This window comes from Amycolatopsis sp. NPDC004378, from assembly GCF_053602455.1.
Window position 1 is genome coordinate 111,607 of sequence record NZ_JBSGDR010000015.1, and the last position, 21,528, is coordinate 133,134.

At 72.4% G+C, this 21,528-nt stretch carries 22 protein-coding genes; 16 read left to right on the top strand and 6 right to left on the bottom strand.

The window, feature by feature from the left end:
* The first annotated feature begins 149 nt into the window (after positions 1-149).
* The 3 genes from ACWEN0_RS34370 to ACWEN0_RS34380 all read left to right on the top strand — a co-directional run bounded on the left by ACWEN0_RS34370 (position 150) and on the right by ACWEN0_RS34380 (position 3,013).
* Positions 150-1,019: a Cgl0159 family (beta/alpha)8-fold protein gene (locus ACWEN0_RS34370; protein WP_451983239.1), complete on the top strand. Its 870-nt coding sequence runs from the start codon at positions 150-152 to the stop codon at positions 1,017-1,019.
* Positions 1,020-1,098: 79 nt separating this feature from the next.
* Entirely contained in the window at positions 1,099-2,589 is a 1,491-nt protein-coding gene (locus ACWEN0_RS34375; RefSeq protein WP_451983242.1) for a CoA-acylating methylmalonate-semialdehyde dehydrogenase, read from the top strand.
* A gap of 73 nt (positions 2,590-2,662) precedes the next feature.
* Positions 2,663-3,013 (top strand): hypothetical protein, encoded by a 351-nt coding sequence (locus ACWEN0_RS34380; RefSeq protein WP_451983245.1) that lies wholly within the window; start codon positions 2,663-2,665, stop codon positions 3,011-3,013.
* Here ACWEN0_RS34380 and ACWEN0_RS34385 read toward each other — a convergent pair.
* The gene (locus tag ACWEN0_RS34385; RefSeq protein WP_451983248.1) at positions 3,010-3,576 is read right to left on the bottom strand and encodes a TetR/AcrR family transcriptional regulator; all 567 of its coding nucleotides are present in this window, start codon (positions 3,574-3,576) and stop codon (positions 3,010-3,012) included. The two genes, ACWEN0_RS34380 and ACWEN0_RS34385, sit on opposite strands and share 4 nt — an antisense overlap.
* A 192-nt stretch (positions 3,577-3,768) precedes the next feature.
* On the opposite strand from ACWEN0_RS34385, the gene ACWEN0_RS34390 reads away from it, so the two are divergent.
* The 6 genes from ACWEN0_RS34390 to ACWEN0_RS34415 all read left to right on the top strand — a co-directional run bounded on the left by ACWEN0_RS34390 (position 3,769) and on the right by ACWEN0_RS34415 (position 11,837).
* On the top strand, positions 3,769-4,221 hold the full coding sequence (locus ACWEN0_RS34390) for a (2Fe-2S)-binding protein (protein WP_451983251.1): 453 nt from the start codon (positions 3,769-3,771) through the stop codon (positions 4,219-4,221).
* Positions 4,208-5,170, top strand: coding sequence for an FAD binding domain-containing protein (locus ACWEN0_RS34395; protein ID WP_451983254.1), 963 nt, complete (start codon positions 4,208-4,210; stop codon positions 5,168-5,170). Before ACWEN0_RS34390 ends, ACWEN0_RS34395 begins: the two co-directional genes overlap by 14 nt.
* Positions 5,167-7,341 carry a xanthine dehydrogenase family protein molybdopterin-binding subunit gene (locus ACWEN0_RS34400; RefSeq protein WP_451983257.1) on the top strand — a complete coding sequence of 725 codons (2,175 nt, stop codon included), beginning with the start codon at positions 5,167-5,169 and terminating at the stop codon, positions 7,339-7,341. The genes ACWEN0_RS34395 and ACWEN0_RS34400 overlap by 4 nt, the downstream gene beginning before the upstream one ends.
* A gap of 146 nt (positions 7,342-7,487) precedes the next feature.
* A complete protein-coding gene (locus tag ACWEN0_RS34405) occupies positions 7,488-8,918 on the top strand; it encodes a carboxylesterase/lipase family protein (protein WP_451983260.1) in 1,431 nt (476 codons plus the stop codon).
* Positions 8,919-9,049: 131 nt separating this feature from the next.
* Positions 9,050-10,327 (top strand): sensor histidine kinase, encoded by a 1,278-nt coding sequence (locus ACWEN0_RS34410; protein ID WP_451983262.1) that lies wholly within the window; start codon positions 9,050-9,052, stop codon positions 10,325-10,327.
* 85 nt (positions 10,328-10,412) lie between these two features.
* Positions 10,413-11,837: an APC family permease gene (locus tag ACWEN0_RS34415; RefSeq protein WP_451983265.1), complete on the top strand. Its 1,425-nt coding sequence runs from the start codon at positions 10,413-10,415 to the stop codon at positions 11,835-11,837.
* Here the strand turns inward: ACWEN0_RS34415 and ACWEN0_RS34420 are convergent.
* Positions 11,834-12,526: a GNAT family N-acetyltransferase gene (locus ACWEN0_RS34420; RefSeq protein ID WP_451983268.1), complete on the bottom strand. Its 693-nt coding sequence runs from the start codon at positions 12,524-12,526 to the stop codon at positions 11,834-11,836. The genes ACWEN0_RS34415 and ACWEN0_RS34420 overlap by 4 nt on opposite strands.
* Before the next feature lie 75 nt (positions 12,527-12,601).
* Here ACWEN0_RS34420 and ACWEN0_RS34425 point away from each other — a divergent pair, with 75 nt between their 5' ends.
* Positions 12,602-13,231, top strand: coding sequence for a hypothetical protein (locus ACWEN0_RS34425; protein WP_451983271.1), 630 nt, complete (start codon positions 12,602-12,604; stop codon positions 13,229-13,231).
* Here the strand turns inward: ACWEN0_RS34425 and ACWEN0_RS34430 are convergent.
* The 3 genes from ACWEN0_RS34430 to ACWEN0_RS34440 form a co-directional block, all read right to left on the bottom strand.
* A complete protein-coding gene (locus ACWEN0_RS34430) occupies positions 13,150-13,785 on the bottom strand; it encodes a hypothetical protein (protein ID WP_451983274.1) in 636 nt (211 codons plus the stop codon). The two genes, ACWEN0_RS34425 and ACWEN0_RS34430, sit on opposite strands and share 82 nt — an antisense overlap.
* A 166-nt stretch (positions 13,786-13,951) precedes the next feature.
* Positions 13,952-14,509 carry a PspA-associated protein PspAB gene (gene pspAB / locus ACWEN0_RS34435; RefSeq protein WP_451983277.1) on the bottom strand — a complete coding sequence of 186 codons (558 nt, stop codon included), beginning with the start codon at positions 14,507-14,509 and terminating at the stop codon, positions 13,952-13,954.
* A gap of 224 nt (positions 14,510-14,733) precedes the next feature.
* Positions 14,734-15,738 (bottom strand): zinc-dependent alcohol dehydrogenase family protein, encoded by a 1,005-nt coding sequence (locus ACWEN0_RS34440; protein ID WP_451983280.1) that lies wholly within the window; start codon positions 15,736-15,738, stop codon positions 14,734-14,736.
* 83 nt (positions 15,739-15,821) lie between these two features.
* Between ACWEN0_RS34440 and ACWEN0_RS34445 the strand changes: the two genes are divergently transcribed.
* The 5 genes from ACWEN0_RS34445 (at position 15,822) to ACWEN0_RS34465 (ending at position 20,397) form a co-directional block, all read left to right on the top strand.
* The gene (locus ACWEN0_RS34445) at positions 15,822-16,145 is read left to right on the top strand and encodes an ArsR/SmtB family transcription factor (protein WP_451983283.1); all 324 of its coding nucleotides are present in this window, start codon (positions 15,822-15,824) and stop codon (positions 16,143-16,145) included.
* Between the two features lie 79 nt (positions 16,146-16,224).
* Entirely contained in the window at positions 16,225-16,665 is a 441-nt protein-coding gene (locus tag ACWEN0_RS34450) for a MarR family winged helix-turn-helix transcriptional regulator (protein ID WP_451983286.1), read from the top strand.
* The gene (locus ACWEN0_RS34455; RefSeq protein WP_451983289.1) at positions 16,662-17,465 is read left to right on the top strand and encodes an ABC transporter ATP-binding protein; all 804 of its coding nucleotides are present in this window, start codon (positions 16,662-16,664) and stop codon (positions 17,463-17,465) included. The genes ACWEN0_RS34450 and ACWEN0_RS34455 overlap by 4 nt, the downstream gene beginning before the upstream one ends.
* A complete protein-coding gene (locus ACWEN0_RS34460) occupies positions 17,425-18,246 on the top strand; it encodes an ABC transporter permease (RefSeq protein ID WP_451983292.1) in 822 nt (273 codons plus the stop codon). Before ACWEN0_RS34455 ends, ACWEN0_RS34460 begins: the two co-directional genes overlap by 41 nt.
* 36 nt (positions 18,247-18,282) lie before the next feature.
* Complete coding sequence (locus tag ACWEN0_RS34465; RefSeq protein ID WP_451983295.1) at positions 18,283-20,397, top strand: transglycosylase domain-containing protein; 2,115 nt, start codon at positions 18,283-18,285, stop codon at positions 20,395-20,397.
* On the opposite strand, the gene ACWEN0_RS34470 is transcribed toward ACWEN0_RS34465, so the two are convergent.
* On the bottom strand, positions 20,394-20,819 hold the full coding sequence (locus ACWEN0_RS34470) for a nitroreductase/quinone reductase family protein (RefSeq protein ID WP_451983298.1): 426 nt from the start codon (positions 20,817-20,819) through the stop codon (positions 20,394-20,396). The two genes, ACWEN0_RS34465 and ACWEN0_RS34470, sit on opposite strands and share 4 nt — an antisense overlap.
* Positions 20,820-20,920: 101 nt before the next feature.
* Between ACWEN0_RS34470 and ACWEN0_RS34475 the strand changes: the two genes are divergently transcribed.
* Positions 20,921-21,358, top strand: a complete 438-nt coding sequence (locus ACWEN0_RS34475; protein ID WP_451983301.1) for a zinc-ribbon domain-containing protein — start codon at positions 20,921-20,923, stop codon at positions 21,356-21,358.
* Positions 21,359-21,528: the final 170 nt, after the last annotated feature.

Below are 21,528 nucleotides of genomic sequence, written 5' to 3' on the forward strand. Positions count from 1 at the left end.
GGAAGGACCCGCAACTCTCCGGGGAGGACATCGATGACCACGCGGTTCGACCTCGACTACCGGCCGATGTTCCGGGAGTCCCGCGAACGGGCGTGCTCCGACGCCATGCCCACCGGGGACCAGGTCCCGTGCATGCTGGGAGCGGAACGGTGACCGACCTGCTGCGGCGCCTCGCCGCGAAACGGGTGCACGACCCGGAAGCGATCGCCGAGGCGGCCGCGAACCGGGTGCGGGCCGAGTCGCCCTTCAACGACAAGGGCCGCACGATGATCATCGCAGCGGACCACCCCGCCCGCGGCGCCAACGCGGTGGGCGGCGACCCGACGGCGATGGCCGACCGGGGCGAGCTGCTGGAGCGGCTGTGCCTCGCGCTGGAACGCCCGGGCGTCACCGGCGTGCTGGCGACCGCGGACGTCATCGACGACCTGCTGCTGCTCGAGGTGCTGGACGGCAAGACGGTGATCGGGTCGATGAACCGGACCGGGCTGGCCGGGTCGAGCTTCGAAGTCGACGACCGGTTCGCCTGCTACGACGCCGAAGCGATCGAGCGGATGCGGTTCGACGGCGGCAAGACGCTCACCCGGATCTGCCTCGACGACCCGGCCACACCGAGCGTCCTGGAGAACACCGCGAAGGCGGTCAACGAGCTGGCCGACCGCAAGCTGATCGCGATGGTCGAGCCGTTCCTGTCGACCTGGACCGAAGGCCGGCTCAAGAACGACCTCTCCCCCGACGCGGTGATCAAGTCGATCACGATCGCCGCCGGGCTCGGCCGCTCGTCGGCCTACACCTGGCTCAAGCTCCCCGTCGTGGCCGACATGGAGCGCGTCCTCGCCTCCTCGTCCCTGCCGGCGGTCCTGCTCGGCGGCGAGGTCAAGGACGCGGACGCGGCCTTCGCCGCCTGGCAGCAGGCGCTGGCCCAGCCGACCGTGCAGGGCTTGGTCGTGGGCCGGTCGCTGCTCTACCCGCACGACGGGGACGTCGCCAAGGCCGTCGACACCGCGGTGGGACTGCTGTGATGCGACTCGGCACCGCGCAGGCCCCGCGAAACCCACGCCGCGGCCTGGCAGGCCCAGCGCCACTACCTGGAGGAGCACAGTGAACACCATCGAACACTGGATCAACGGCACCGGCACGTCCGCGGGCTCGACCCGCACGGCGCCCGTCTTCGACCCGGCCACCGGGCGGCAGCAGGCGGAGGTGGTGCTCGCCGAGGCCTCGGACGTCGACACCGCGGTCGCGGCCGCGAGCAAGGCCTTCGAGTCGTGGGGCAACTCCTCGCTTTCCCAGCGGACCAAGGTGATGTTCGCGTTCCGCGAGCTGCTGGTGAAGCACGAGGACGAGCTCGCCCGGATCATCTCGAGCGAGCACGGCAAGGTCGTCGACGACGCCCGCGGCGAGATCGTGCGCGGCCGCGAAGTCGTCGAGTACGCCTGCGGCATCGCCGACGCGCTCAAGGGCAGCTTCTCCGACCAGGTTTCGCACGACGTCGACGTGCACGACTTCCGGCAGCCGCTCGGGGTCGTCGCCGGGATCACGCCGTTCAACTTCCCGATCATGGTCCCGCTGTGGATGCACCCGATCGCGATCGCCACCGGCAACACGTTCGTCCTCAAGCCGAGCGAACGCGACCCGTCGGCGTCGAACTTCGTCGCGCGGCTGTACGCCGAGGCCGGGCTGCCCGAAGGGGTGTTCAACGTCGTCCACGGCGACAAGACGGCGGTCGACGCACTCCTGGACCACCCGGACGTCGCGGCGGTGTCGTTCGTCGGCTCGACGCCGATCGCCCGGTACGTGCACGAGCGCGGGACCGCGGCCGGCAAGCGTGTCCAGGCGCTCGGCGGTGCGAAGAACCACGCGGTCGTCCTGCCGGACGCCGACCTGGAGTACGCCGCGAACCACCTCACGGCCGCCGCGTTCGGCTCGGCCGGGCAGCGGTGCATGGCGGTCTCGGTCGGCGTGGCCGTCGGGACGGCCGGCGACAGGCTCGTGGAAATCCTCGCGCGCAAGGCCGGCGAGGTGCGGGTCGGGCCGGGCAGCGACCCGGCCAGCGACATGGGCCCGGTCGTCACCGAGGCCGCCCGCCAACGCGTCGTCGACGCCGTGGCCGGTGGTGCGGCGCAAGGCGCGTCGGTGGTGGTCGACGGCCGCGGGCTGACCGTCGACGGCCACGAGGAGGGCTTCTTCGTCGGCCCGTCGCTGCTGGACAACGTCACCACCGAGATGGACGCCTACCGCGAGGAGATCTTCGGCCCGGTGCTGGCGGTCGTCCGCGCGGAGACCGTGGACGAGGCGATCGCGATCATCAACGCCAACCCGTACGGCAACGGCACCGCGATCTTCACCGGCAGCGGCGAGGCGGCGCGCAAGTTCCAGCGCGAGGTGAAGGTCGGCATGATCGGCGTCAACGTGCCGATCCCGGTCCCGATGTCCTACTACTCCTTCGGCGGCTGGAAGGACTCCCTCATCGGCGACAGCCCGATCCACGGGCCCGCGGGCGTCCGCTTCTACACGCGGGCGAAGGTGGTCACGACCCGATGGCCGCACACGAGCGCTTCGGCGGCGTTCACCTTCCCGACGTCGAGCTGAGCCGCGCCCGGTAACCGGAACACTAGTCTCCGGTTTCCGGTACGGTGGGTTTCACCGACCGAAGGAGGCCGCCGTGGGGTACCGAGGACCGCTCCCGAAGAACGCCGTCGACCGCGTCAACACCTGCGTCGGCGAACTCCGGACGTCGCCGCGCTGGGGACGGCTGGTCCGCCGCCACCTCACGCAGGTCACCTACACGGGCCGGCGGTCGGGGCGCACGTTCAGCACGCCCGTCGGCTACCGGCGCGCGGGCGACGTCGTCACCATCGGCGTCCGGCTGCCCGACGCGAAGCAGTGGTGGCGCAACTTCACCGGCGACGGCGGCCCGCTCACCCTGGACCTCGACGACGCCGCCCGGACCGGCCACGCGGTGGCACACCGCGATGCGAAGGGCCGGGTCACCGTGACCGTCCGGCTCGGCTAGGACGCCATCCCGTGCCAGAGCAGGTCGGCGAGGTCTTCCGCCGCGCCACGCCACTCGCCGTTCGGGTCGAGCATGAGCAGCCCGGCCAGTCCGCGCAGCACGCCCACCGGGTCCAGACCCGGGCGGACGGTGCCGGCCGCCTCGTTCGCCGCCAGCAAGGTGGAGACCGCGCCGATCATCGCCTCCCAGGCGCTCGCCGGCAGCTCGCCGCGGGACGCGGTCGCGCGGCGCAGGGCGTCGGCCAGCCCCTTCTTCGTCATCATGTAGTGCGCCAGGTGGTCGGTCACCCACACGCGGAACGCCTCGTCCGGCGCCCGCCGCTCCAGCAGCACCGGCACGATTTCGACGATTTGCCGCACTTCGCGCTCGTACACCGCGAGGATCAGCGACTCCGGCGTCGGGAAGTGCCGGTACACGGTCCCGACGCCGACCTCGGCCTGCTTGGCGATCGCGTTGAACGAGACTTCGCCAGCCTTCGAGAGCGACTCCGCGGCCGCGACGAGGATGCGCTCGTGGTTGCGCCGGGTGTCCGCGCGCCGGGGGCTGACCGATCCCGTCGTCATCGTCCCTCCCGCTCGTCGTTCCGTCCGCCGAATCTAACCCAGACCTGGAGCGGCTCCAGCGTGACCGGCTCGTTGCGAACCGGATTGTAATCCGCTAGCCTCGCCTCCAGGTGAAGCGGATGACTATCCGCTCCCTGTTCGCCGCCACCACCACCGTCGGGCACCCTCCGGACGAGCTGCGGAAAGAGACCAGTGGACATTTCACTCGAAGTCAACGGAAGTACCGAACACCTGGACGTAGATCCCGGTGTGACACTCCTCGACGCCCTGCGCGAGCGCCTCGAAATCACCGGGCCGAAGAAGGGCTGCGACCGCGGGCAGTGCGGCGCCTGCACCGTGCACGTCGGCGGCCGGCCCGTGCTCTCGTGCCTCACCCTGGCCGCCACCGTGAAGCAGCCGGTGACCACCGTCGAAGGACTGTCCACAGAGGACCGGCTGCACCCGGTGCAGCAGGCGTTCGTGGACCAGGACGCGCTGCAGTGCGGGTTCTGCACCGCCGGGCAGGTGATGTCGGCGGTGGCCGCCGTCGAGCAGGACGTCGAGGACGTGCGGGAGTTCATGTCCGGCAACATCTGCCGGTGCGCCGCCTACCCGAACATCGTCAAGGCCGTCGAGCAGGCGAGGCGGGCCGATGCGACCCTTTGAGCTGACCGCGCCCACCACCGTCGAGGACGCCCTCGCGTCGTCCGGCACCTTCCTGGCCGGCGGGACGACCCTGGTCGACCTGATGAAGCTCGACGTCCTCACGCCGCAGCACGTCCTCGACATCAACGAGGTCCCGCTGCGCGGCATCGACACCACCGACGGCCTGCGGATCGGCGCCCTGGAGCGGATGAGCGCCATCGCCGCGCACCCCCAGGTGTACCCGGCGATCTCGCGCGCGCTGCTGCTGAGCGCGTCCCAGCAGATCCGGAACATGGCCAGCATCGGCGGGAACCTGCTGCAGCGCACGCGGTGCTCGTACTTCCGCGACGTCGCGATGCCGTGCAACAAGCGCGAGCCCGGCAGCGGTTGCCCCGCCCTCGAAGGCGCCAACCGGATGCACGCCATCCTCGGCACCAGCGGCTCCTGCGCGGCCACGCACGCGAGTGACGTCGCCGTCGCCCTCGTCGCGCTCGACGCGCGCCTTAGCCTCGCCGACGCCGAAGGCACCCGCGAAGTCGCCCTTCGCGACTTCTACCAGCTGCCCGGCGACACCCCCGCGCTGGAGAACGACCTGCGCCCCGGCGAGCTGATCACCGAGGTGCGCGTCCCGCGGCTCGACTGGGCGGTGAACTCCACCTATGTCAAGGTGCGCGACCGGCAGTCCTACGAGTTCGCGCTGTGCTCCGCCGCCGTCGCGCTGGACGTCCGCGACGGGGTCGTCGCCGACGCGCGGATCGCGGCGGGCGGGGTCGGGACGGTGCCGTGGCACCTGCCCGCCGTCGAGGACGCGCTGCGCGGTGCGCCCGCGACGCAGGCGAGCTTCGAAGCCGCCGCGGCCGTGGCGGCCGAGGGCGCCGCACCGTTGCCGGACAACGCCTTCAAGGTGCCACTGCTGAAGCGGACCATCGTCCGCGCGCTGCTCGAACTGACCGAGGGGAGCCCCCGATGATCACCCGGCTGGACGCGCCGCTGAAGGTCACCGGCGGAGCCAAGTACGGCGCCGACCACACCTTCCCCGGCCAGGTCTACGGCTACGTCGTGCTCAGCACGATCGCCCACGGCGAGCTGGAAGCGATGGACTTCTCCGCCGTCCGGGCGGCTCCCGGCGTCGTCGGCGTGTACTCGCCGTTCGACCCGCTGAAGCTCAAGACGGCGACCTCGCCGCTGTTCGGCGAGACGTGGGTCCCGCTGCAGACCAAGGAAGTCACCTACTACGGCCAGCCGATCGGCTTCGTCGTCGCGGAGACGTTCGAGCAGGCGCGCGACGCCGCCGCCCTGGTCGAGGTCGCGTACCGCGAGCTGCCCGCCAAGACGTCGCTGGCCGAGGGGCTCGCCGACGCCGAGGACGCGCCGCCGGGCCGCGACGGCGAGGGACCGACCCTCGAGGTGCTCGAGGACGGCGTCGAGTCCTTCGCCGAGGCCCTGACCGCGAGCCCGGTCGTCGTCGAAGCGACCTACACGACGGCAACGCAGAACCACGCCGCGATGGAGCCGCACTCCGCGGTCGCGGTGTGGGACGGCGGCGAAGTGACCGTCTACAGCGGCAACCAGGCCTCGAACCTGCAGGCGATGGAGCTGGCCAGCGCCCTGGACGTGCCGCTGGAGGCCGTCCACTGCGTGAACCCGTTCGTCGGCGGCGCGTTCGGCGGCAAGGGCCGGACGTCCTCGCCGGCGTTCCTGGCCGCCGCGGCCGCCCGCGACCTCGGCCGGCCGGTCAAGTCCGCGCTGACCCGCGAGCAGGTCTTCACCGCGACCGCCGGCCGGGCCGCGACGGTCCAGACCATCAAGCTCGGCGCCGAAGCGGACGGCACGATCGTCGCCCTGAGCCACGACTCGTGGTGCAGCACCGACACCGCGCGGTCGTTCGTCGAGCCGACGTCGCACGGGACCTCGCGCGAGTGGTACGCGACGCGGAACCTGGCCATCAGCCAGAAGATCGTGCCGCTGAACGTGCCGCCGACGACGTTCATGCGCGCGCCCGGTGAGGCGCCCGGCTCGTTCGCGCTGGAGAGCGCGATGGACGAGCTGGCCGAAGCGCTCGGCATGGACCCGATCGAGCTGCGCGTCAAGAACAACTCGACCGCCCCGCCCGGCAAGGACCTGCAGTGGTCGAGCAAGCACCTCGACGAGTGCTTCCGCGTCGGCGCGGCCCGGTTCGGCTGGCAGCACCGCCGTCCGGGCGGCCGGACCGACGGCGACTGGCTCGTCGGCATGGGCGCGGCCACCGCGATGTTCCCCGCGCTGCGCTTCCCGGCCACGGTCGGCGTCACGCTCAACGCGGACGACACGGCCGTCGTGGCGACGAGCGGCGCGGACCCGGGCACCGGCCTGCTGACCGTGCTTTCCCTGGTGGGCGCGGAATCGCTGGACATCCCGGCCGACCGGATCACGCCGAAGCTGGGCGACTCGGCCCTGCCGCCGGGCGGCCTCTCCGGCGGCTCGACGGCGACGGCGAGCGCGGGCACGGCGATCATGATCGCCGCCACCAAGGCGATCGACGAGCTGGTGGCCCTGGCCGCCGACCCCGGCGCACCGTTCGAAGGCGCCGAAGTCACCTACGCCGACGGCCGCGTCTTCGCCGACGGGCGGACCATGACGTTCGGCGAACTGCTGCGCGCGCTGGGCCGCGAGAAGCTCGAGGTGACCGGCTCGTCCGCGCCCGGCGAAGAGGTCACCAAGCACTCGTTCAGCTCGTGGGGCGCCCAGTTCGTCGAGGTGCGCGTGCACAAGTGGACGCGCGAGGCGCGGGTGTCGCGGATGCTCGGCGTGTTCGACGCGGGCCGGATCATCAACGACAAGACGGCCCGCAGCCAGCTCATGGGCGGCATGATCTGGGGCGTCTCGGCGGCCCTGCACGAGGGCCTGGAGATCGAGGCGAACGGCCGGCTCGCGAACGGCGACTTCGCGAGCTACCTGCTGCCTGTGAACGCCGACATCCCCGACGTCGACGTCCACTTCGTCGAGTACCCGGACACGCTGCACAACGCGGTCGGCGCGCGCGGGGTCGGCGAGATCGGCACGGTCGGGATGGCGGCCGCGGTCGCCAACGCCGTGCACAACGCGACCGGCGTCCGCGTGCGGCACATCCCGATCACGATCGAGGATCTGCTCGAAGACTGACGGCCGGGAGCGGGGCGCGAGGGCGTCCCGCTCCCGCCGTTACCCATCCGCGACAACTCCCGCGACGGTTCGCCCATGACGGCGGCCCGTCCCCGGTCCTAGGCTGACGGGCGCTCCCCCGATCTTCCACGAAGGGACCTCCCGGCATGACCGACCCCGTCGTCCCCACCACGTCCGGCGCGGTCCGCGGTCAGGTCACCGCCGCCGGCTTCGCGCTGTTCCGCGGCATCCCGTACGCCGCCGCGCCCGAGGGCGACCTGCGCTTCGCCGAACCGGTCCCGGCGCCACCCTGGGAAGAGGTCCGCGACGCGAGAAGACCCGGGCCGACCGCTCCGCAGCGCCGTCACGACGTGCCCGGGCTGGACCTCGCGCCGCTCGCCGGCACCGGCTGGCGGCCGGGCCCGGAGTACCTGACGGTCGACGTCTGGACCCCGCAGCTCGGCGCGGCCGGCCTGCCGGTGCTGGTGTTCGTGCACGGCGGCGCGTTCCTCGGCGGCACCGGGTCGGCGCCGGTCTACGACGGCACGGCGTTCGGGTACGCCGGCGCGGTGCTGGTGACCGTGCAGTACCGGCTCGGCGTCGACGGCTTTCTGCCGCTGGAGGGCGGCACGACGAACCTCGGGCTGCGCGACCAGCTCGCGGCGCTGCGGTGGGTCCAGGAGAACATCGCCGGGTTCGGCGGCGACCCCGCCAAGGTCACCTTCTTCGGCGCCGCCTCCGGCGCGGTCAGCGTCGCCTGCCTCCTCGCTTCCCCGCTCTCCCAAGGGCTCTTCCGCCGCGCGATCGTCCAGAGTGGACACCCGGACATGGTGCGCAACGGCGTCCAGGCACGCCGGCTCGCCAAGGTGATCGCCGACGAGCTGAAGGCCGAACCGACCGCCGAGGCGTTCCGGAAGGTGTCGACCGAGCAACTGCTGGACGCGCAGGACGCCGTGCTGCGGCCGGGTGGCGCGCCCGACCTGCGGGACGCCCTGGGGTACGACCGCGGGTACGGGCTCAGCCCGTTCCTCCCGGTGGTCGGCGACGACGTCCTGCCGCAGCACCCGGCGAAGGCGATCCGCGCGGGCGCGGGCCGCGACGTCGACCTGGTCGTCGGCAGCTGCAGCGAGGAGATGCGGCTCTACCTGGTGCCCACCGGGGTGCTCGAAGCGGTCACGGACGACCAGGCCGTCGCGTCGCTGGCGGTGTCGCACCCCGACCCGGCCGGCGTGCTGCAGCGCTACGGCCTCGGCTCCGACCGCTCGGCGGGTGAGGTCCTGGTGGCGGCCCTGACCGATCTGGTCTTCCGCGACGGCGTGCGGGACCTGGCGGAGCACCACGCCGGCCGGACCTTCCGGTACGAGTTCGAGTGGGGCTCGCCGCTGCTCGACGGCGGGCTGGGCGCGTGCCACGGGCTCGAGCTGCCCTTCGTGTTCGACGCGCTGGGCCCGATGTCCGGCCCCCAGGGCCTGGTCGGCGAGCACGCGCCGCGGGAGCTGGCCCGCGACCTCAACAGCGCGTGGTACCGCTTCGCCGCCACCGGGGCACCGGGCTGGGTGGAGTACGCGGGCGAGGACACGATGTTCCACGCCTACTGAGCGGCGCCCGCTGCTGACCGGACCAGTCCCCTTGCTCCACCGGGCTGGACCCCGTCCTGGGCAGTTGACGAGGCCCCCGCGGCGCTGCCAGGCTCAGGCCGCCCGGACGGCCGGACGAAATGGGGACCCCGATGCCCGAGGCGGGCTCTGCCGCACCGCCGCGCGCGCTCGTTCGCACGCTGTTGCGCAGCGGCACACCCGCGGAACCGGCCGAGCCCCCCGACGAGAACGGTGACCTCACCGCGATCGGGGACGCGACGCTCGCCCGCGCCGCGCGCTACTGGGTCGTCGTGCCCCTGACCTACCGGATCGCGGCGTTCGTCAAGGTGTTCATCGGCTTCACCGCGGCCAACGGGCGGCTCGGGCTCGGGCCGGTGCTGGCCGCGACCCTCTTCGCCGTGGCGGCGAACGCCGGCGCCGTGGCCTGGGTGCTGCGCTCCGGCGGGCTGCGCGCCCGGATGACCGGCCGGGCCCTCGCCCTCGACCTGGCCGTCGGCGTGGCGCTCAACTTCGCTGTCGCCGCGACGGCCCCGGCGGCGGTGCAGCCGTTCGCCGTCGACGTCTCCTGGACCTGGCTGGTCGGCGCGGTCGCCATGTGGGCGGGCACGTCCGGGCTGCCGTCGGCGCTGTGGCTGCTGGTCGCGGCCGTCCCGCTCCGCGCCGCGCTCACCCTGGCCGGCGGCCTGCCGCTGACCGACCCGCTCTCGGTGACGCGGTCGATCGGCTGCATGATCGCGCTGGCGGTGGCGATCGTGCTGGCCGCGGGCATCCTCATCCTGCTCGGCGCCGGCACGCGGTTCGCCGTGGACATCGGGATCCGGCGCGGCCGCGAGGCCGAGCGCCGCCGGACCCGGCGCATCATGCACGACAGCGTGCTGCAGACCCTGGAAGCGCTGGCCATCACCGCCCCGGGGGACGACACGCACGCCGTGAGCCGGCTGTCCGAAGTGCGGTCGGTGGCGAAGGCGGAGGCCGCCGAGATCCGCCGCCGGATCACCGAACCGGTGCCGAACGGGACCGCGCGCGGGTTCGCCGTCGAGCTCGCCGACGTCGCGACCGAGATGGCGCGCGACGGCCTGCGCACCCAGCTCGTCGCCGCGGACTTCGCCGACGACGACAAGCTGTCGCAGGACCGCCGCACCGCGATGTGCGAAGCGGTGCGGGAAGCGTTGCGCAACACCGTGAAGCACTCGGGGACGAAGCAGGTCGTGCTGCGCGTCGAGGAACGCGACGGCGGCATCGCGGTCGTCGCGCGCGACCAAGGCCAGGGCTTCGACGTCCGCGAACGGCCGCCGGGCTTCGGTATCAGCCAGTCGATCGTGGCGCGCCTGGCCGAGGTCGGCGGGCACGGCACGGTGGACTCGCAGCCGGGCCGCGGCACCCGCGTGACGATGTGGGTGCCGAGCTAGACAACGGTAGTGCGCTGGCGGGCAAGACCGCGAGCGGCTGGGCGGCGCACGATTCCCGCACAGCCACCCGCGGGAGGAGCTCACCATGGCCGGAACGCTGCGCCGCGACGCACTCGGCACGGCCGGTGTCGTCTTCCTCGTCCTGGCGGCCGTCGCGCCGCTCACCGGCATCGTCGTCATCGCGGCCCTGGGCATCGCGCTCGGGAACGGCGGCGGCATGCCGGGCGCGTTCCTGCTCGCCGCGGTGATCCTCGTGCTCTTCGGCGTCGGCTACGCGCAGATGAGCAAGGTCGTCACCGGCGCGGGCGGGTTCTACGTCTACGTCACCAAGGGACTCGGCCGCCCGCTCGGCCTGGTCGCCGCGTTGATCGCGTTGCTCGGCTACAACTGCTTCGTCGCCGGCGCGGTCGGCACGAGCGGGTTCTTCACGGCGAACGTCGTCGAGCAGGTCTTCGGGTGGCACACGCCGTGGCAGCTGTGGAGCCTGCTGTCCGCCGCCGCGGTGTTCGCGCTCGGCCGGCGCGGGGTCGACGTCAGCGCGAAGGTCCTCGGCGTCTCGCTCGTCCTGGAGGTCTCGATCCTGCTCGTGCTCGACGTCGCGGTCGCCGTCCGGACCGGTCTGGACGTCCACGCGTTCTCCCCCGGCGTCGTCTTCGGCGGCTCGGTCGGGATCGCGTTCCTGTTCGCCTTCAACGCCTTCGTCGGGTTCGAGGCCACCGGGTTGTTCAGCGAAGAGGCGCGGGACCCGCGCCGGACGATCTCCCGCGCGACCTACACGGCGATCGTGCTCATCGGCGTCTTCGCGGCCTTCACGACGTGGGCGATCGTCAGCGCGACGGGCGTCGCCGAAGCCGGGAAGACCGCCCAGGACCACCTCTCGACCGGTGATCTGGTCTTCTCGATCAGCCGGACGTACCTGGGCTCGTTCCTCACCGACGTGATGATGCTGCTGCTGGTCGTCAGCCTGTTCGCGGCCCTGCTGGCCCTGCACAACTCGGCGACGCGGTACCTGTTCGCGCTCGGCCGGGCCCGGGTCCTGCCGGCTGTCCTCGGCCGGACGAACGCGGCCAACGGCGCGCCGTACGTCGCCAGCGGGACGCAGATCGGGCTCGCGACGCTCATCGCCGCGGGGTACGCGCTGGCGGGGCTGGACCCGCTCGCCGACCTCACGGCCAGCATGACGGGCATCGGCACACTCGGCGTGATCACGTTGCAGGCCCTGGCCGGGATCGCGGTCGTCGCGTTCTTCCGCAAGCGGCGCGACCCCCGGATCTGGCGCACGGCGGTCGCTCCCGGCCTCGGCGGGATCGGCCTGATCGCCGTGACGGCGCTGGCGGTCCTCAACTTCCCCACCCTGGCCGGATCGGACGCGCCGGCGATCGCGCTGCTGCCGTGGCTCCTGGCCGTCGCGGCGGCGGGCGGGCTCGGGCTCGCGGCGTGGCTGCGGAGCCGGCGCCCGGACGTCTACGCGGGCCTCGACGAGCTGGGCCTCGAATCCGTGGTCGGTTAGACCGCGACCACGAGCGGCACGCGCACCGCGACGAAGTCCGGCCGGTGCCGCAGCGCGAACCCGAGCGAGAGGTAGAGCCGGATCGCCGAGGTGTTGCTCGCCGCCGCGTGCATCATCGGCGTCTCCCCGCGTTCGCGGATGCCCGCCGCCACCGCGAGCACCAGCCGGGTCGCCAGGCCCTGCCCGCGGTACGCCGGATCCGTGCAGACGGCGCTGATCTCGGTGTGGCCGGGCGGGTGCAGCCGCTCCCCGGCCATCGCGACCAGCGCGCCCTCGCGGCGGATCCCGAGGTACGTGCCGAGCTCGACGGTCCGCTTCCGGAACGGCCCCGGCTTCGTCCGCTCGACGAGGTCGAGCATCTCCGGCACGTCCGCGGGGCCCAGCCGCACGGCCTCCGGCTCCGGCGCGGCCGCGACCCCCTCGTCCACCAGCTGGACGCCCGGGATCACGTCGAGCACCTCCCAGCCGGCCGGCGGCCGCGCGGCGGCGGTGGTCGCGAGCACGACGGTCGCGCCGGGCCCGGCCAGCTCGGCGACGTCCCGCCAGTCCTGCTCGCCGGGGTCGTCCGGCAGGGCCAGGAAGGGGGCGACGTCCTCGGGGTAGCGCAGCACGCGCCCCTGCCGTTCCGCGAAGTGCGCGTGGGGGCCGGACAGCGAAGCCCACGTGGGGTTGTCGAGCGGAGATCCCATCCCGCCAGGATGCGCAAAACCGCCGGGCCCGCGGCGGCGCTCCCACATCGTGAGCGTGCTCGATAGGGTGCGCGCGTGGGTTCTCAGGTCCCGGTGTGGATACCGGTCGTCGTCGCGCTGCTCGGCCTCGCCGGGGTGATCCTCACGCAGGTGCTTGCGGGGCGGCGGGAGACGAAGCGGATGACCGAGGAGGCGGCCCGCGAGGAGCGCCGCTGGCAGCGCGAACGCGAAGCCCGGACGCACGAGACCCGCGCCGACGCCTACGCCCAGCTGATGGGGGTCCTCGAAGCGTTCGACGGCGTGCTGTTCCAGGCCCGCGCGGTCCGCGAGTCCGGTGACGCCCTCGACGAGCACCAGATCACCGAGCTGCGCGAGGTCCGCAGTGAGGCCCAGCACGCACTCGGACCGGTCGTGCTGCACGCGCCGGAAGCGGTCCGGCGGCTGGTCAGCGACGCGACGCTCCCCCGGATGCGGCTGGCCGCGATGCTGCTGGACCCGGACGACGACAGCGGCAAGACGCGCGGCGCCTGGGACGCCGGCCAGCGCGGCTACCGCGTCATGCGCGCCCGGATGCGCGCCGACCTCGGGTTCGACGCGGAGCCGGTGGACGAGCTGTACCCGGATCAGCCGACCGTGGTCAGCTCGTCGTCCGAAAGCACCTTGTCCCCGACCGAGACGACGAGCCTCCCGCCGCCGACCGTGTAGCGGTATTCGCCGTTCTTCGCGACGAAGCCGTCTCCCGATGCCTCGGCCGGCAGGACGATGTGGGTGTCGTCCGAGGCCGCCTGCCCGCGCGCTTGGCCGTCGTAGAAGACCCGCCCGTCGGGGACGCGGCAGATCGTGACGAGCGACCGCGCGGTCTGCGCGACGAGCAGCGCCGTCCCCTCGCCACCCGGCAGGTAGCGCGCGGCGTCCCCCGGGCACGGCTTGCCCTCGGGCGTCGCCGATGTCGACGTCGTCGAGGGCGTGATCGGCGGGGTGAAGCCGTTCGCCGTCGTGACGACGGTCTTGGTCGTCGGCAGCACGGGCGTGGTGTAGGCCGGGTACGGCCCGGACGCGGCCGGCGCCGGCTTCGAGCGTCCGGCGAAGAGCAGGACCCCGACCACCGCGACGGCGGCGACCAGCATCAGGGTGAGCAGGACCCACAGCGCCCGCGCGCGGGCCCGGCCGGGGGCCAGGCCCGTGCAGATGCGGCAGTGCTGTGCGGCGCCGTCGTTGACCGCGCCGCACTGCGCACACGTCCACGGGGAACCCGCCATGGGGCCTCCTTCGGCCCGGCGCCACTCCACGCCGGCACCTCATCGTCACCCGGGGACGTGCGAGGCGCAAAGCCCCGTTACGCCCGATGGACGACGTTCACCCGTCGTCGTCGGCTCCAGCTTGCCGTGCCCGGCCCCGCCGGCGTCATCTCCCCGGGGTGAACCGTCAGACGACGAACCGGCGGTGCGCGTGCGGTTCCAGCGGCATCGCGCCGTGCAGCGCGGCGCGGGCGCGAAGCTCCAGTGCGTGGTCCAACGGCCCGGTGCCGGGCGCCGCCGCGGCGTGGAACGTGCCGCGGTCGAACAGGTAGACCAGCGCGAGCTTCCGCTCGCGGCGGCCGTCCGGCTCGGCGAACTCGACCGTCGCGGACCGCAGGCAGCCGCCGTAGCCCGCCCGCGCCAGCCGGTCCGCGACGTCCACCAGGTCGCTGGTCAGCACGCGCAGGTCGCGGTTGCGGCGCCAGCAGCGGACGGTCGAGCGGCCGTGGAGGTCCTGCGTCACCAGCGGGTGCACCGGCAGCCGCGCCGACGTCGCGGCGATCAGCTCCGCTTCGGTGCGGGCCAGCGCGTCCCCGTCCACCTTGAAGCCGACGGTGCCGCCGCCGGTCGGCGCGAGGCCGAGCGCGGCGCGCACCCGCGGGCCGGCCGCGGCGAGCGTGTAGAGGGACTGCAGGTGCGGGCGGGACGTCCAGCACCGGACGAGCTTGCTGTCCAGCAGGGTCACGACGATGTGTCCTATCTCGGGTAGAGAAAGACCGCCGGGCCGGGCGCACTGGCAATGTCCACAGTGGACGTCAGGCGCGGGGACGCGGGGTCGGAAAGGACAGCATGCGCCCGTGGCCGCCGGTTCCGGACGGGAACCGGACGGTCACGCGGCGAACGGCAGCACCGCGACGGCGAACGGTCATCCGAACGCAGGTTCCACCGATCAGCGGTATCCCGCTCGCCTCAACGCGCCGAGACCACGACCTTTCCGAAGTTCTCCCGGCTCTCGAACCGCCGGAACGCCGCGTCCGCGTCCTCGAACGGGTGAACGCTGTCGATGACCGGCTCGATCGGGCGGACCGCGAGGCGCCGCACGAGGTCCTCGGTGTCGTCCCGGCTGCCCACCCAGGTCTTCCGGATGGTCGCGCCACTGCGGAACAGGTCCATGTAGTCCACCGGCGGGCCCTCGGCCCCGACGAACCCGACGAGCGCGATCTCGGCGTGGTGCGTGCCGGCCGCGACCAGGGACTGGGCGAACGTGCCGGGCCCGCCGACCTCGACGATCCGGTCCGCGCCGCGGCCGCCGGTCGCGTCGAGCACGGCCTTGCCCCACTCCGGCGTCGCGCGGTAGTCGATGACGGTGTCCGCACCGAGCTTCCGCAGGCTTTCGGCCTTCTCCGGGCTCGACGTCGTCGCGACGACCCGCGCGCCGTTCGCCTTGGCCAGCTGCAGCGCGAACAGGGAAACCCCGCCGGTGCCGAGGGTGAGCACGACGTCGGCCGGGCTCAGCGGCGTGGCGCCGTTGAGCGCGGTCCACGCCGTGACGGCGGCGCACGGCAGCGTCGCGCCCTGTTCGTAGGTCAGCGAGTCCGGCAGCGCGACGAGCGCGTTCTCGGAGACGGCCCGGTACTCGGCGAGCCAGCCGTCCTGGGCGTTGCCGTAGCCGCGCAGGGTTTCCGCGGCGGGCAGGCGGCCGCCGATCCAGTTCGAGTGGAAGGCGTCGAGCACGCGGTCGCCGGTCGCGAAGCGCGTGACACCCTCGCCGACGGCGGCGACCTCGCCCGCGGCGTCGGAGACCGGGATCAGGTCCCCCGGCCCGTTGGTGAAGTGGTCGCCGCGCAGGATGAGCAGGTCGCGGTAGTTCAGCGACGTCGCCCGGACCCGGACGAGCACCTCGCCGCGCTGCGGCTCGGGAACGGGTTCTTCCAGCCGGACCAGACGGCCGGCGTGGGACCGGTAGACGTGCACCGCGTCCTCCTCATGTTAATCGATTGGCTAACATCGACCATGGCACAGCGGCCCGCACCGGGGCAACCGGGGATACTCGGACCATGGCCAGCCGCACCGCGACCCCCCTGGAGCACCCGGCCCTCGAGGACGTCACGTTCCCCGAGGCCCTCGAGGCACTGCGCGACCCGCACCGGCTCGCCATGGTCGCCGCGCTCGCCCGCGAGCCCGGTCAGTCGTGCGGTGCGATCATGCCGCCGGTCAGCAAGCCCGCGGCGTCACGGCACTTCAAGATCCTTCGCGCGGCCGGCCTGCTCAAGCAGTGGGACAGCGGCACGCAACGCCTGAACGCCCTGCGTCGCGAAGAGTTCGACGCGCGCTTCCCCGGACTGCTCGGCCTGGCGCTCGCCGAAGCCGCGCGCGGCTGATCCGGATCTTCCCCCGCGTTCTTCCCCAACCAGACATTTAGCATTGCTAATAGATCTGAGTCAGAGCTACTTTGGGGACATGACCGAACTCGCCGAACGGCTGCTGGGTGCCGTCCAGGGCATCCGCCGCGTGGTGCGCCGCCGGGTGCGCGCCGACGTGCCGGACTACCCCCTGCCCGGCGCCCAGGTCGAGGTCCTGCGCGTGGTCGCCGACCACCCCGGCATCGGCGTCGCCGCCGCCGCGCGCGAGCTGCACCTGGCCGCCAACTCCGTCAGCACGCTGGTCAACCAACTCGACGAAGCCGGTCTGCTGCGCCGTGAACCCGACCCGGCCGACCGGCGCGCGACCCGGCTGGAGATCACGGACGCGGCGCGCGAGCGGATGGCGACCCTGCGGCTCGCCCGCACCGGGATCGTCGCCGGCGCCCTCACCGGACTGTCCGAAGAGGACATCGAGGCGATCGAACACGCGTTGCCGGCACTGGAAAAACTCATGGGCATCCTGAAGGAGCAGCCATGACCGAACCCGCGGTGCGGTGCACCGGGCTCAGCCACTCGTTCGGGACGACCCGCGCCGTCGACGGCGTCGACCTGGAAATCGGCCAAGGCGAGGTGTTCGGCCTGCTCGGCCCGAACGGGGCGGGCAAGACCACCACCCTCCGGATGATCACCACGCTGCTGCCCACCGCACCCGGCCACATCACGGTCTTCGGCGTCGACGTCGCGCGCCGCCGGATGGCCGTGCGCCGGCTGATCGGTTATGTGCCGCAACAGCTTTCCGCCGACGGCGCGCTGACCGGCCGCGAGAACGTCGCGTTGTTCGCGCGGCTCTTCGACGTCCCCCGCGCCCGGCGCGACGGCGAGGTGCGGCGTGCCCTGGACCTCGTCGGGCTGGCGGGCGAAGCCGACCGGGTCGCGAAGGGTTACTCCGGCGGCATGATCCGCCGGCTCGAACTGGCCCAGGCCCTGGTCAGCTCACCGCGGCTGCTGATCCTCGACGAACCGACGATCGGGCTCGACCCCGTCGCCCGCTCGGCCGTCTGGGAACGGATCACGCAGATCCGCACCGACACGGGCATGACCGTGCTCGTCACGACCCACTACATGGACGAGGCCGAGCAGTACTGCGACCGCGTCGCGCTCATGCACGCCGGCCGGATCCGCGCGCTCGGCACGCCCGCCGAGCTCGAAGCGGACCTCGGCCCGGAGTCCACATTGGACGACGTGTTCCGCGCGGTCACCGGCGACCGCCTCGAATCCGACGAAGGAGGGATCCGCAGTGTCCGTGCCGCTCGCCGCACCGCCCGCCGTCTCGGCTGACCCCGGACCGCTGCGCCAGCTGCGCATCCTCGCCGCGCGCGTCGGCGCGATGTGCCTGGTGGAGCTGCAGAAGCTGCGCCGCGACCAGACCGAACTGCTCACCAGGGCGATCCAGCCCGCGCTGTGGCTGCTGATCTTCGGGGAGACGTTCACCCGGATCCGGGCGATCCCGACCGGCTCGACGCCGTACCTCGACTACCTCGCGCCCGGCATCCTCGCGCAGTCGGCGTTGTTCATCTCGATCTTCTACGGCATCCAGATCATCTGGGAACGCGACGCCGGCGTGCTCTCCAAGCTCCTGGTGACGCCGACCCCACGGGCCGCGCTCGTCGCCGGCAAGGCGTTCGCCGCCGGCGTCCGCGCGCTCGTGCAGGCGCTGATGGTGCTGGTCCTGGCCGCGATCCTCGGCGTCGGGCTGACCGTCAACCCGCTGAAGCTGCTCGCGATGGCCGTCGTGCTCGTGCTCGGGTCGGCGTTCTTCTGCTGCCTGTCCATCGTGATCGCCGGCATCGTGCTGTCGCGGGAACGGCTGATGGGCATCGGCCAGGCGATCACGATGCCGCTGTTCTTCGGCTCCAACGCGCTGTACCCGGTCGACCTGATGCCGTCGTGGCTGAAGGTGCTCAGCCACGTCAACCCGCTGAGCTACCAGGTCGACGCGCTGCGCGGGCTGCTGATCGGCACGCCCGCCCACCTCGGGCTCGACTTCGGGGTGCTGGCCGCGGCGACGGTCGCCGCGATCGCCGTCGCGTCCGCTCTGCTCGGCAGGTTGGCCCGGTGAGGCACATGTCTCACCGAACGGAGGCTTCATTCCCGGATGGCTAATCTCGGTTTCGTGAATGGTCGCCCTCGCCTGGCCTCTTTGGTCGTATTGTGCGTTCTCGCCGGAATTCTGGTGGCGGGCACGGTGGCTCCCGCGGCCATCGGCGCGGGCCTGTTGTCGAATCAGGTCAGTGATTCGGTGGACGCCATTTCCGCGCAGCTCGCCGCCGCCGACCCGCCGTTGACCACGACGGTGACCGACCGCGACGGCACCCCGATCGCGACGCTGTACGCGCAGTACCGGCTGCCGGTCACCGCGGCCGGCATCGCGACGACGATGAAGGCCGCGATCATCGCGGTCGAGGACCGCCGGTTCTACACCGAAGGCGGCGTCGACGTGCAGGGCATGCTCCGCGCGGCGATCAACGACAGCGCCGGCGGCTCGCTGCAGGGCGCGTCGACCATCTCGCAGCAGTACGTCAAGAACTACCTCGTGAACGTCGTCGACCGGACCGACCCGGTGGCCCAGGCCGCCGACCGCGAGGACTCGGTCGCGCGCAAGCTGCGGGAAGCGAAAATGGCCGTCCAGCTCAACGACACGATGAGCAAGGACGACATTCTCGCCGATTACCTGAACGTCGTGGAATTCAGCGGCACCGTGTACGGCGTCGGCGCCGCGGCGAAAGCCTACTTCGGGACGACAGCGGACAAATTGACCGTGCCGCAGGCCGCGTTGCTCGCCGGAATGGTGAACAACCCGAGCGTCTACAACCCGTACACGCACCCGGACAAGGCGACGCAGCGGCGCAACCTCGTCATCGACGACATGGTCGCCAACGGCTCCATCCCGGCGTCCTACGCCGCGACGGCGAAGGGCGCGCCGCTCGGCGTGCTGCCGAACGGGCCGGTGGCGCCGTCCTCGACGTGCATGGGCGCGGCGCCGGACGCCGGGTTCTTCTGCGCCTACGCGGAAAGCTACCTCGTGCACGCCGGGTTCACCGCGGACCGGCTGGCCACCGGCGGGTACACGATCAAGACCACGCTCGACCCGCGCGTCTCGCAGGTGGCGAAGGACGCCGTCGACGCGAACGTGCCGACCACCCAGGACGGCGTCGCGAACACCTTCGCCGTCGTGCAGCCGGGTTCGACGGGCCACCAGGTGCTCGCCGTGGTCGCCAACCGGAACTACGGCACGGACCCGGCGCAGGGCGAGACGTCCACCGACATCGTGGCCGACGCGAGCAACGAGTTCGGCGCGGGCTCGTCGTTCAAGATCTTCACCTCGGCCGCGGCGCTCGTCACGGGCAAGGCGGGTCTCGAGACGCCGCTGCCCAACCCGGACAGCCAGTGCTTCCCGGTGCCGGACTCGCACGCGGCCTGCTACACGGTCCACAACGACGGCCACTACGCCGACCCGATCAGCCTCGCCGACGGGCTGGCGACGTCGCCGAACGTCGCGTTCGTCGGGCTCGAGAGCCAGGTCGGGATGCCCGCGGTGCTCGACATGGCCTACAAGCTCGGGCTGCGGAACACCCTCGCGACCAACGACGCGGGAGCCGCGCCGAACCCGGCTTCGAGCAACCCCCAGTACAGCCAGCCGCAGTCGCGGTACTTCCAGAACCTGCTGTCGTTCACCCTGGGCAACAGCCCGGTCAGCCCTCTGGAGATGGCGAACGTCTCGGCGACGCTGATGAGCGGCGGCGTCTGGTGCCCGCCGAACCCGATCCTGTCGGTCACGGACCGGAACGGGAACGCCGTCCCGGTGCCGCAGCAGGCGTGCGAGCAGGTCATCCCGACGGGCGTCGCGAACACCCTCGAGGCGGGGCTGAGCAAGGACACCACGAGCGGGACGTCGGCGGAGGCCGCCCACGCAGCCGGCTGGACGCGTCCCGACATCGGCAAGACGGGCACGACGCAGCAGAGCGAGTCGGTCGCGTTCGTCGGCGGCGTCGACGGCTACGCGGTGTCGTCGATGGTCTTCGCCGACGGCTCGCACCCGCGCGAGATCTGCCCGGGCACGCCGGTCCACCTGGGCAACTGCGGTCACGGCGCGTTCGGCGGCACGGTCGCCGCGCCGCCGTACTTCCACGCGATGAGCACGCTGCTGCAGGGCGTGCCGGACCAGCCGATCCCCGGGCCGGACCCGGAGTACCTGACCGCGCGGAACTAGCGCGGTTCGAGGAAGACGAGCGGGATCTCGCGCTCGGTCTTCGTCTGGTACTGCGCGTAGTTCTTGAAGTCGCCGGCGATCTTCGGCCAGAGCTTCGCGCGCTCGTCGGCGTCGGCGACGCGGGCGCGCATCGGCCGCTTCGGCGCACCCTTCAGCGACACCTCGACCTCGGGGTTGTCACGCAGGTTGAGGAACCACGCGGGGTGCGTGTCGTCCCCGCCCCGCGAGGCCACGACGACCAGCGTGTCCCCGTCCTGGTGCGGCGAGGTGAGCAGAACCGACCGCGGCTGCCCGCTCTTGCGGCCGACGGTGGTGAGCTCCAGGACGGGCATGGCGGCGTGCCAGCCGACCCGCCCGCCGGTGAGCTTGATCAGGCCGCGGTGCACGGCGTTCATGGTCTTGAGGGCGAAATCGCTCGGCATGATCACAATCTAGTCCCCGAGTTCCCCGAAACCACCACGCGGCGGCGCGCCGGTGTGCGAGGCTGCGCCGCGAAGAGACGAACTGGGAGAAAGAAGCACCGATGCTGATCTGGGGCTGGCGCACACGCGTCTACGTACTGGCGATGACCACTTTCCTGTGCGGCCGCTGCGGCAACCCGGCGTCGCACTCGGTCCGCAAGGCGGTCACGAAGTTCACGCTGTTCTTCATCCCGCTCTTCCCGATCGGCGTCAAGTATTCGGCGCAGTGCACGTTCTGCGGGGTGGAGAACCGCATCTCGAAGGAGGACGCCGTCCGCCTGCAGGAGCAGGAATCCGCGGCGCAGGCGTCCCCGGCTCAGGGCTTCCCGGCCCAGGCTTCCCCGGCGCAGGGTTTCCCCGCGCAGCAGGGCATGCCCCAGCAGGGTTTCCCGTCGCCGCACCCGTCGCAGCCGCAGGGCTTCCCGCAGCCGCAGCACCCGTCGCAGGGCGTCCAGCAGCCGTACCCGCAGCAGGGCCAGCACCCCAACCAGGGCAACTGACCCACCCGACGCTCGGCACCCGGGCCCGGCGCACGCCGACGCCCGGGGCCGAGCTGTCCAATCCGGACAAACGGCCACCAATCGAGCCAAATCACGCCCAGCACGGCGCCATCGCAACCCACGACCCGTGTGTCACCACGGACCCCCGCGCACCCAACCCATCGCAACGG

Excerpts from the sequence above, each read along its gene's own strand:
- ACWEN0_RS34385 (WP_451983248.1), bottom strand. The coding sequence starts at position 3,576 with ATGACGACGGGATCGGTCAGCCCCCGGCGCGCGGACACCCGGCGCAAC.
- ACWEN0_RS34395 (WP_451983254.1), top strand. The coding sequence starts at position 4,208 with ATGCGACCCTTTGAGCTGACCGCGCCCACCACCGTCGAGGACGCCCTC.
- ACWEN0_RS34400 (WP_451983257.1), top strand. The coding sequence starts at position 5,167 with ATGATCACCCGGCTGGACGCGCCGCTGAAGGTCACCGGCGGAGCCAAG.
- ACWEN0_RS34405 (WP_451983260.1), top strand. The coding sequence starts at position 7,488 with ATGACCGACCCCGTCGTCCCCACCACGTCCGGCGCGGTCCGCGGTCAG.
- ACWEN0_RS34410 (WP_451983262.1), top strand. The coding sequence starts at position 9,050 with ATGCCCGAGGCGGGCTCTGCCGCACCGCCGCGCGCGCTCGTTCGCACG.
- ACWEN0_RS34415 (WP_451983265.1), top strand. The coding sequence starts at position 10,413 with ATGGCCGGAACGCTGCGCCGCGACGCACTCGGCACGGCCGGTGTCGTC.
- ACWEN0_RS34420 (WP_451983268.1), bottom strand. The coding sequence starts at position 12,526 with ATGGGATCTCCGCTCGACAACCCCACGTGGGCTTCGCTGTCCGGCCCC.
- ACWEN0_RS34430 (WP_451983274.1), bottom strand. The coding sequence starts at position 13,785 with ATGGCGGGTTCCCCGTGGACGTGTGCGCAGTGCGGCGCGGTCAACGAC.
- ACWEN0_RS34445 (WP_451983283.1), top strand. The coding sequence starts at position 15,822 with ATGGCCAGCCGCACCGCGACCCCCCTGGAGCACCCGGCCCTCGAGGAC.
- ACWEN0_RS34450 (WP_451983286.1), top strand. The coding sequence starts at position 16,225 with ATGACCGAACTCGCCGAACGGCTGCTGGGTGCCGTCCAGGGCATCCGC.
- ACWEN0_RS34455 (WP_451983289.1), top strand. The coding sequence starts at position 16,662 with ATGACCGAACCCGCGGTGCGGTGCACCGGGCTCAGCCACTCGTTCGGG.
- ACWEN0_RS34465 (WP_451983295.1), top strand. The coding sequence starts at position 18,283 with ATGGCTAATCTCGGTTTCGTGAATGGTCGCCCTCGCCTGGCCTCTTTG.
- ACWEN0_RS34470 (WP_451983298.1), bottom strand. The coding sequence starts at position 20,819 with ATGCCGAGCGATTTCGCCCTCAAGACCATGAACGCCGTGCACCGCGGC.
- ACWEN0_RS34475 (WP_451983301.1), top strand. The coding sequence starts at position 20,921 with ATGCTGATCTGGGGCTGGCGCACACGCGTCTACGTACTGGCGATGACC.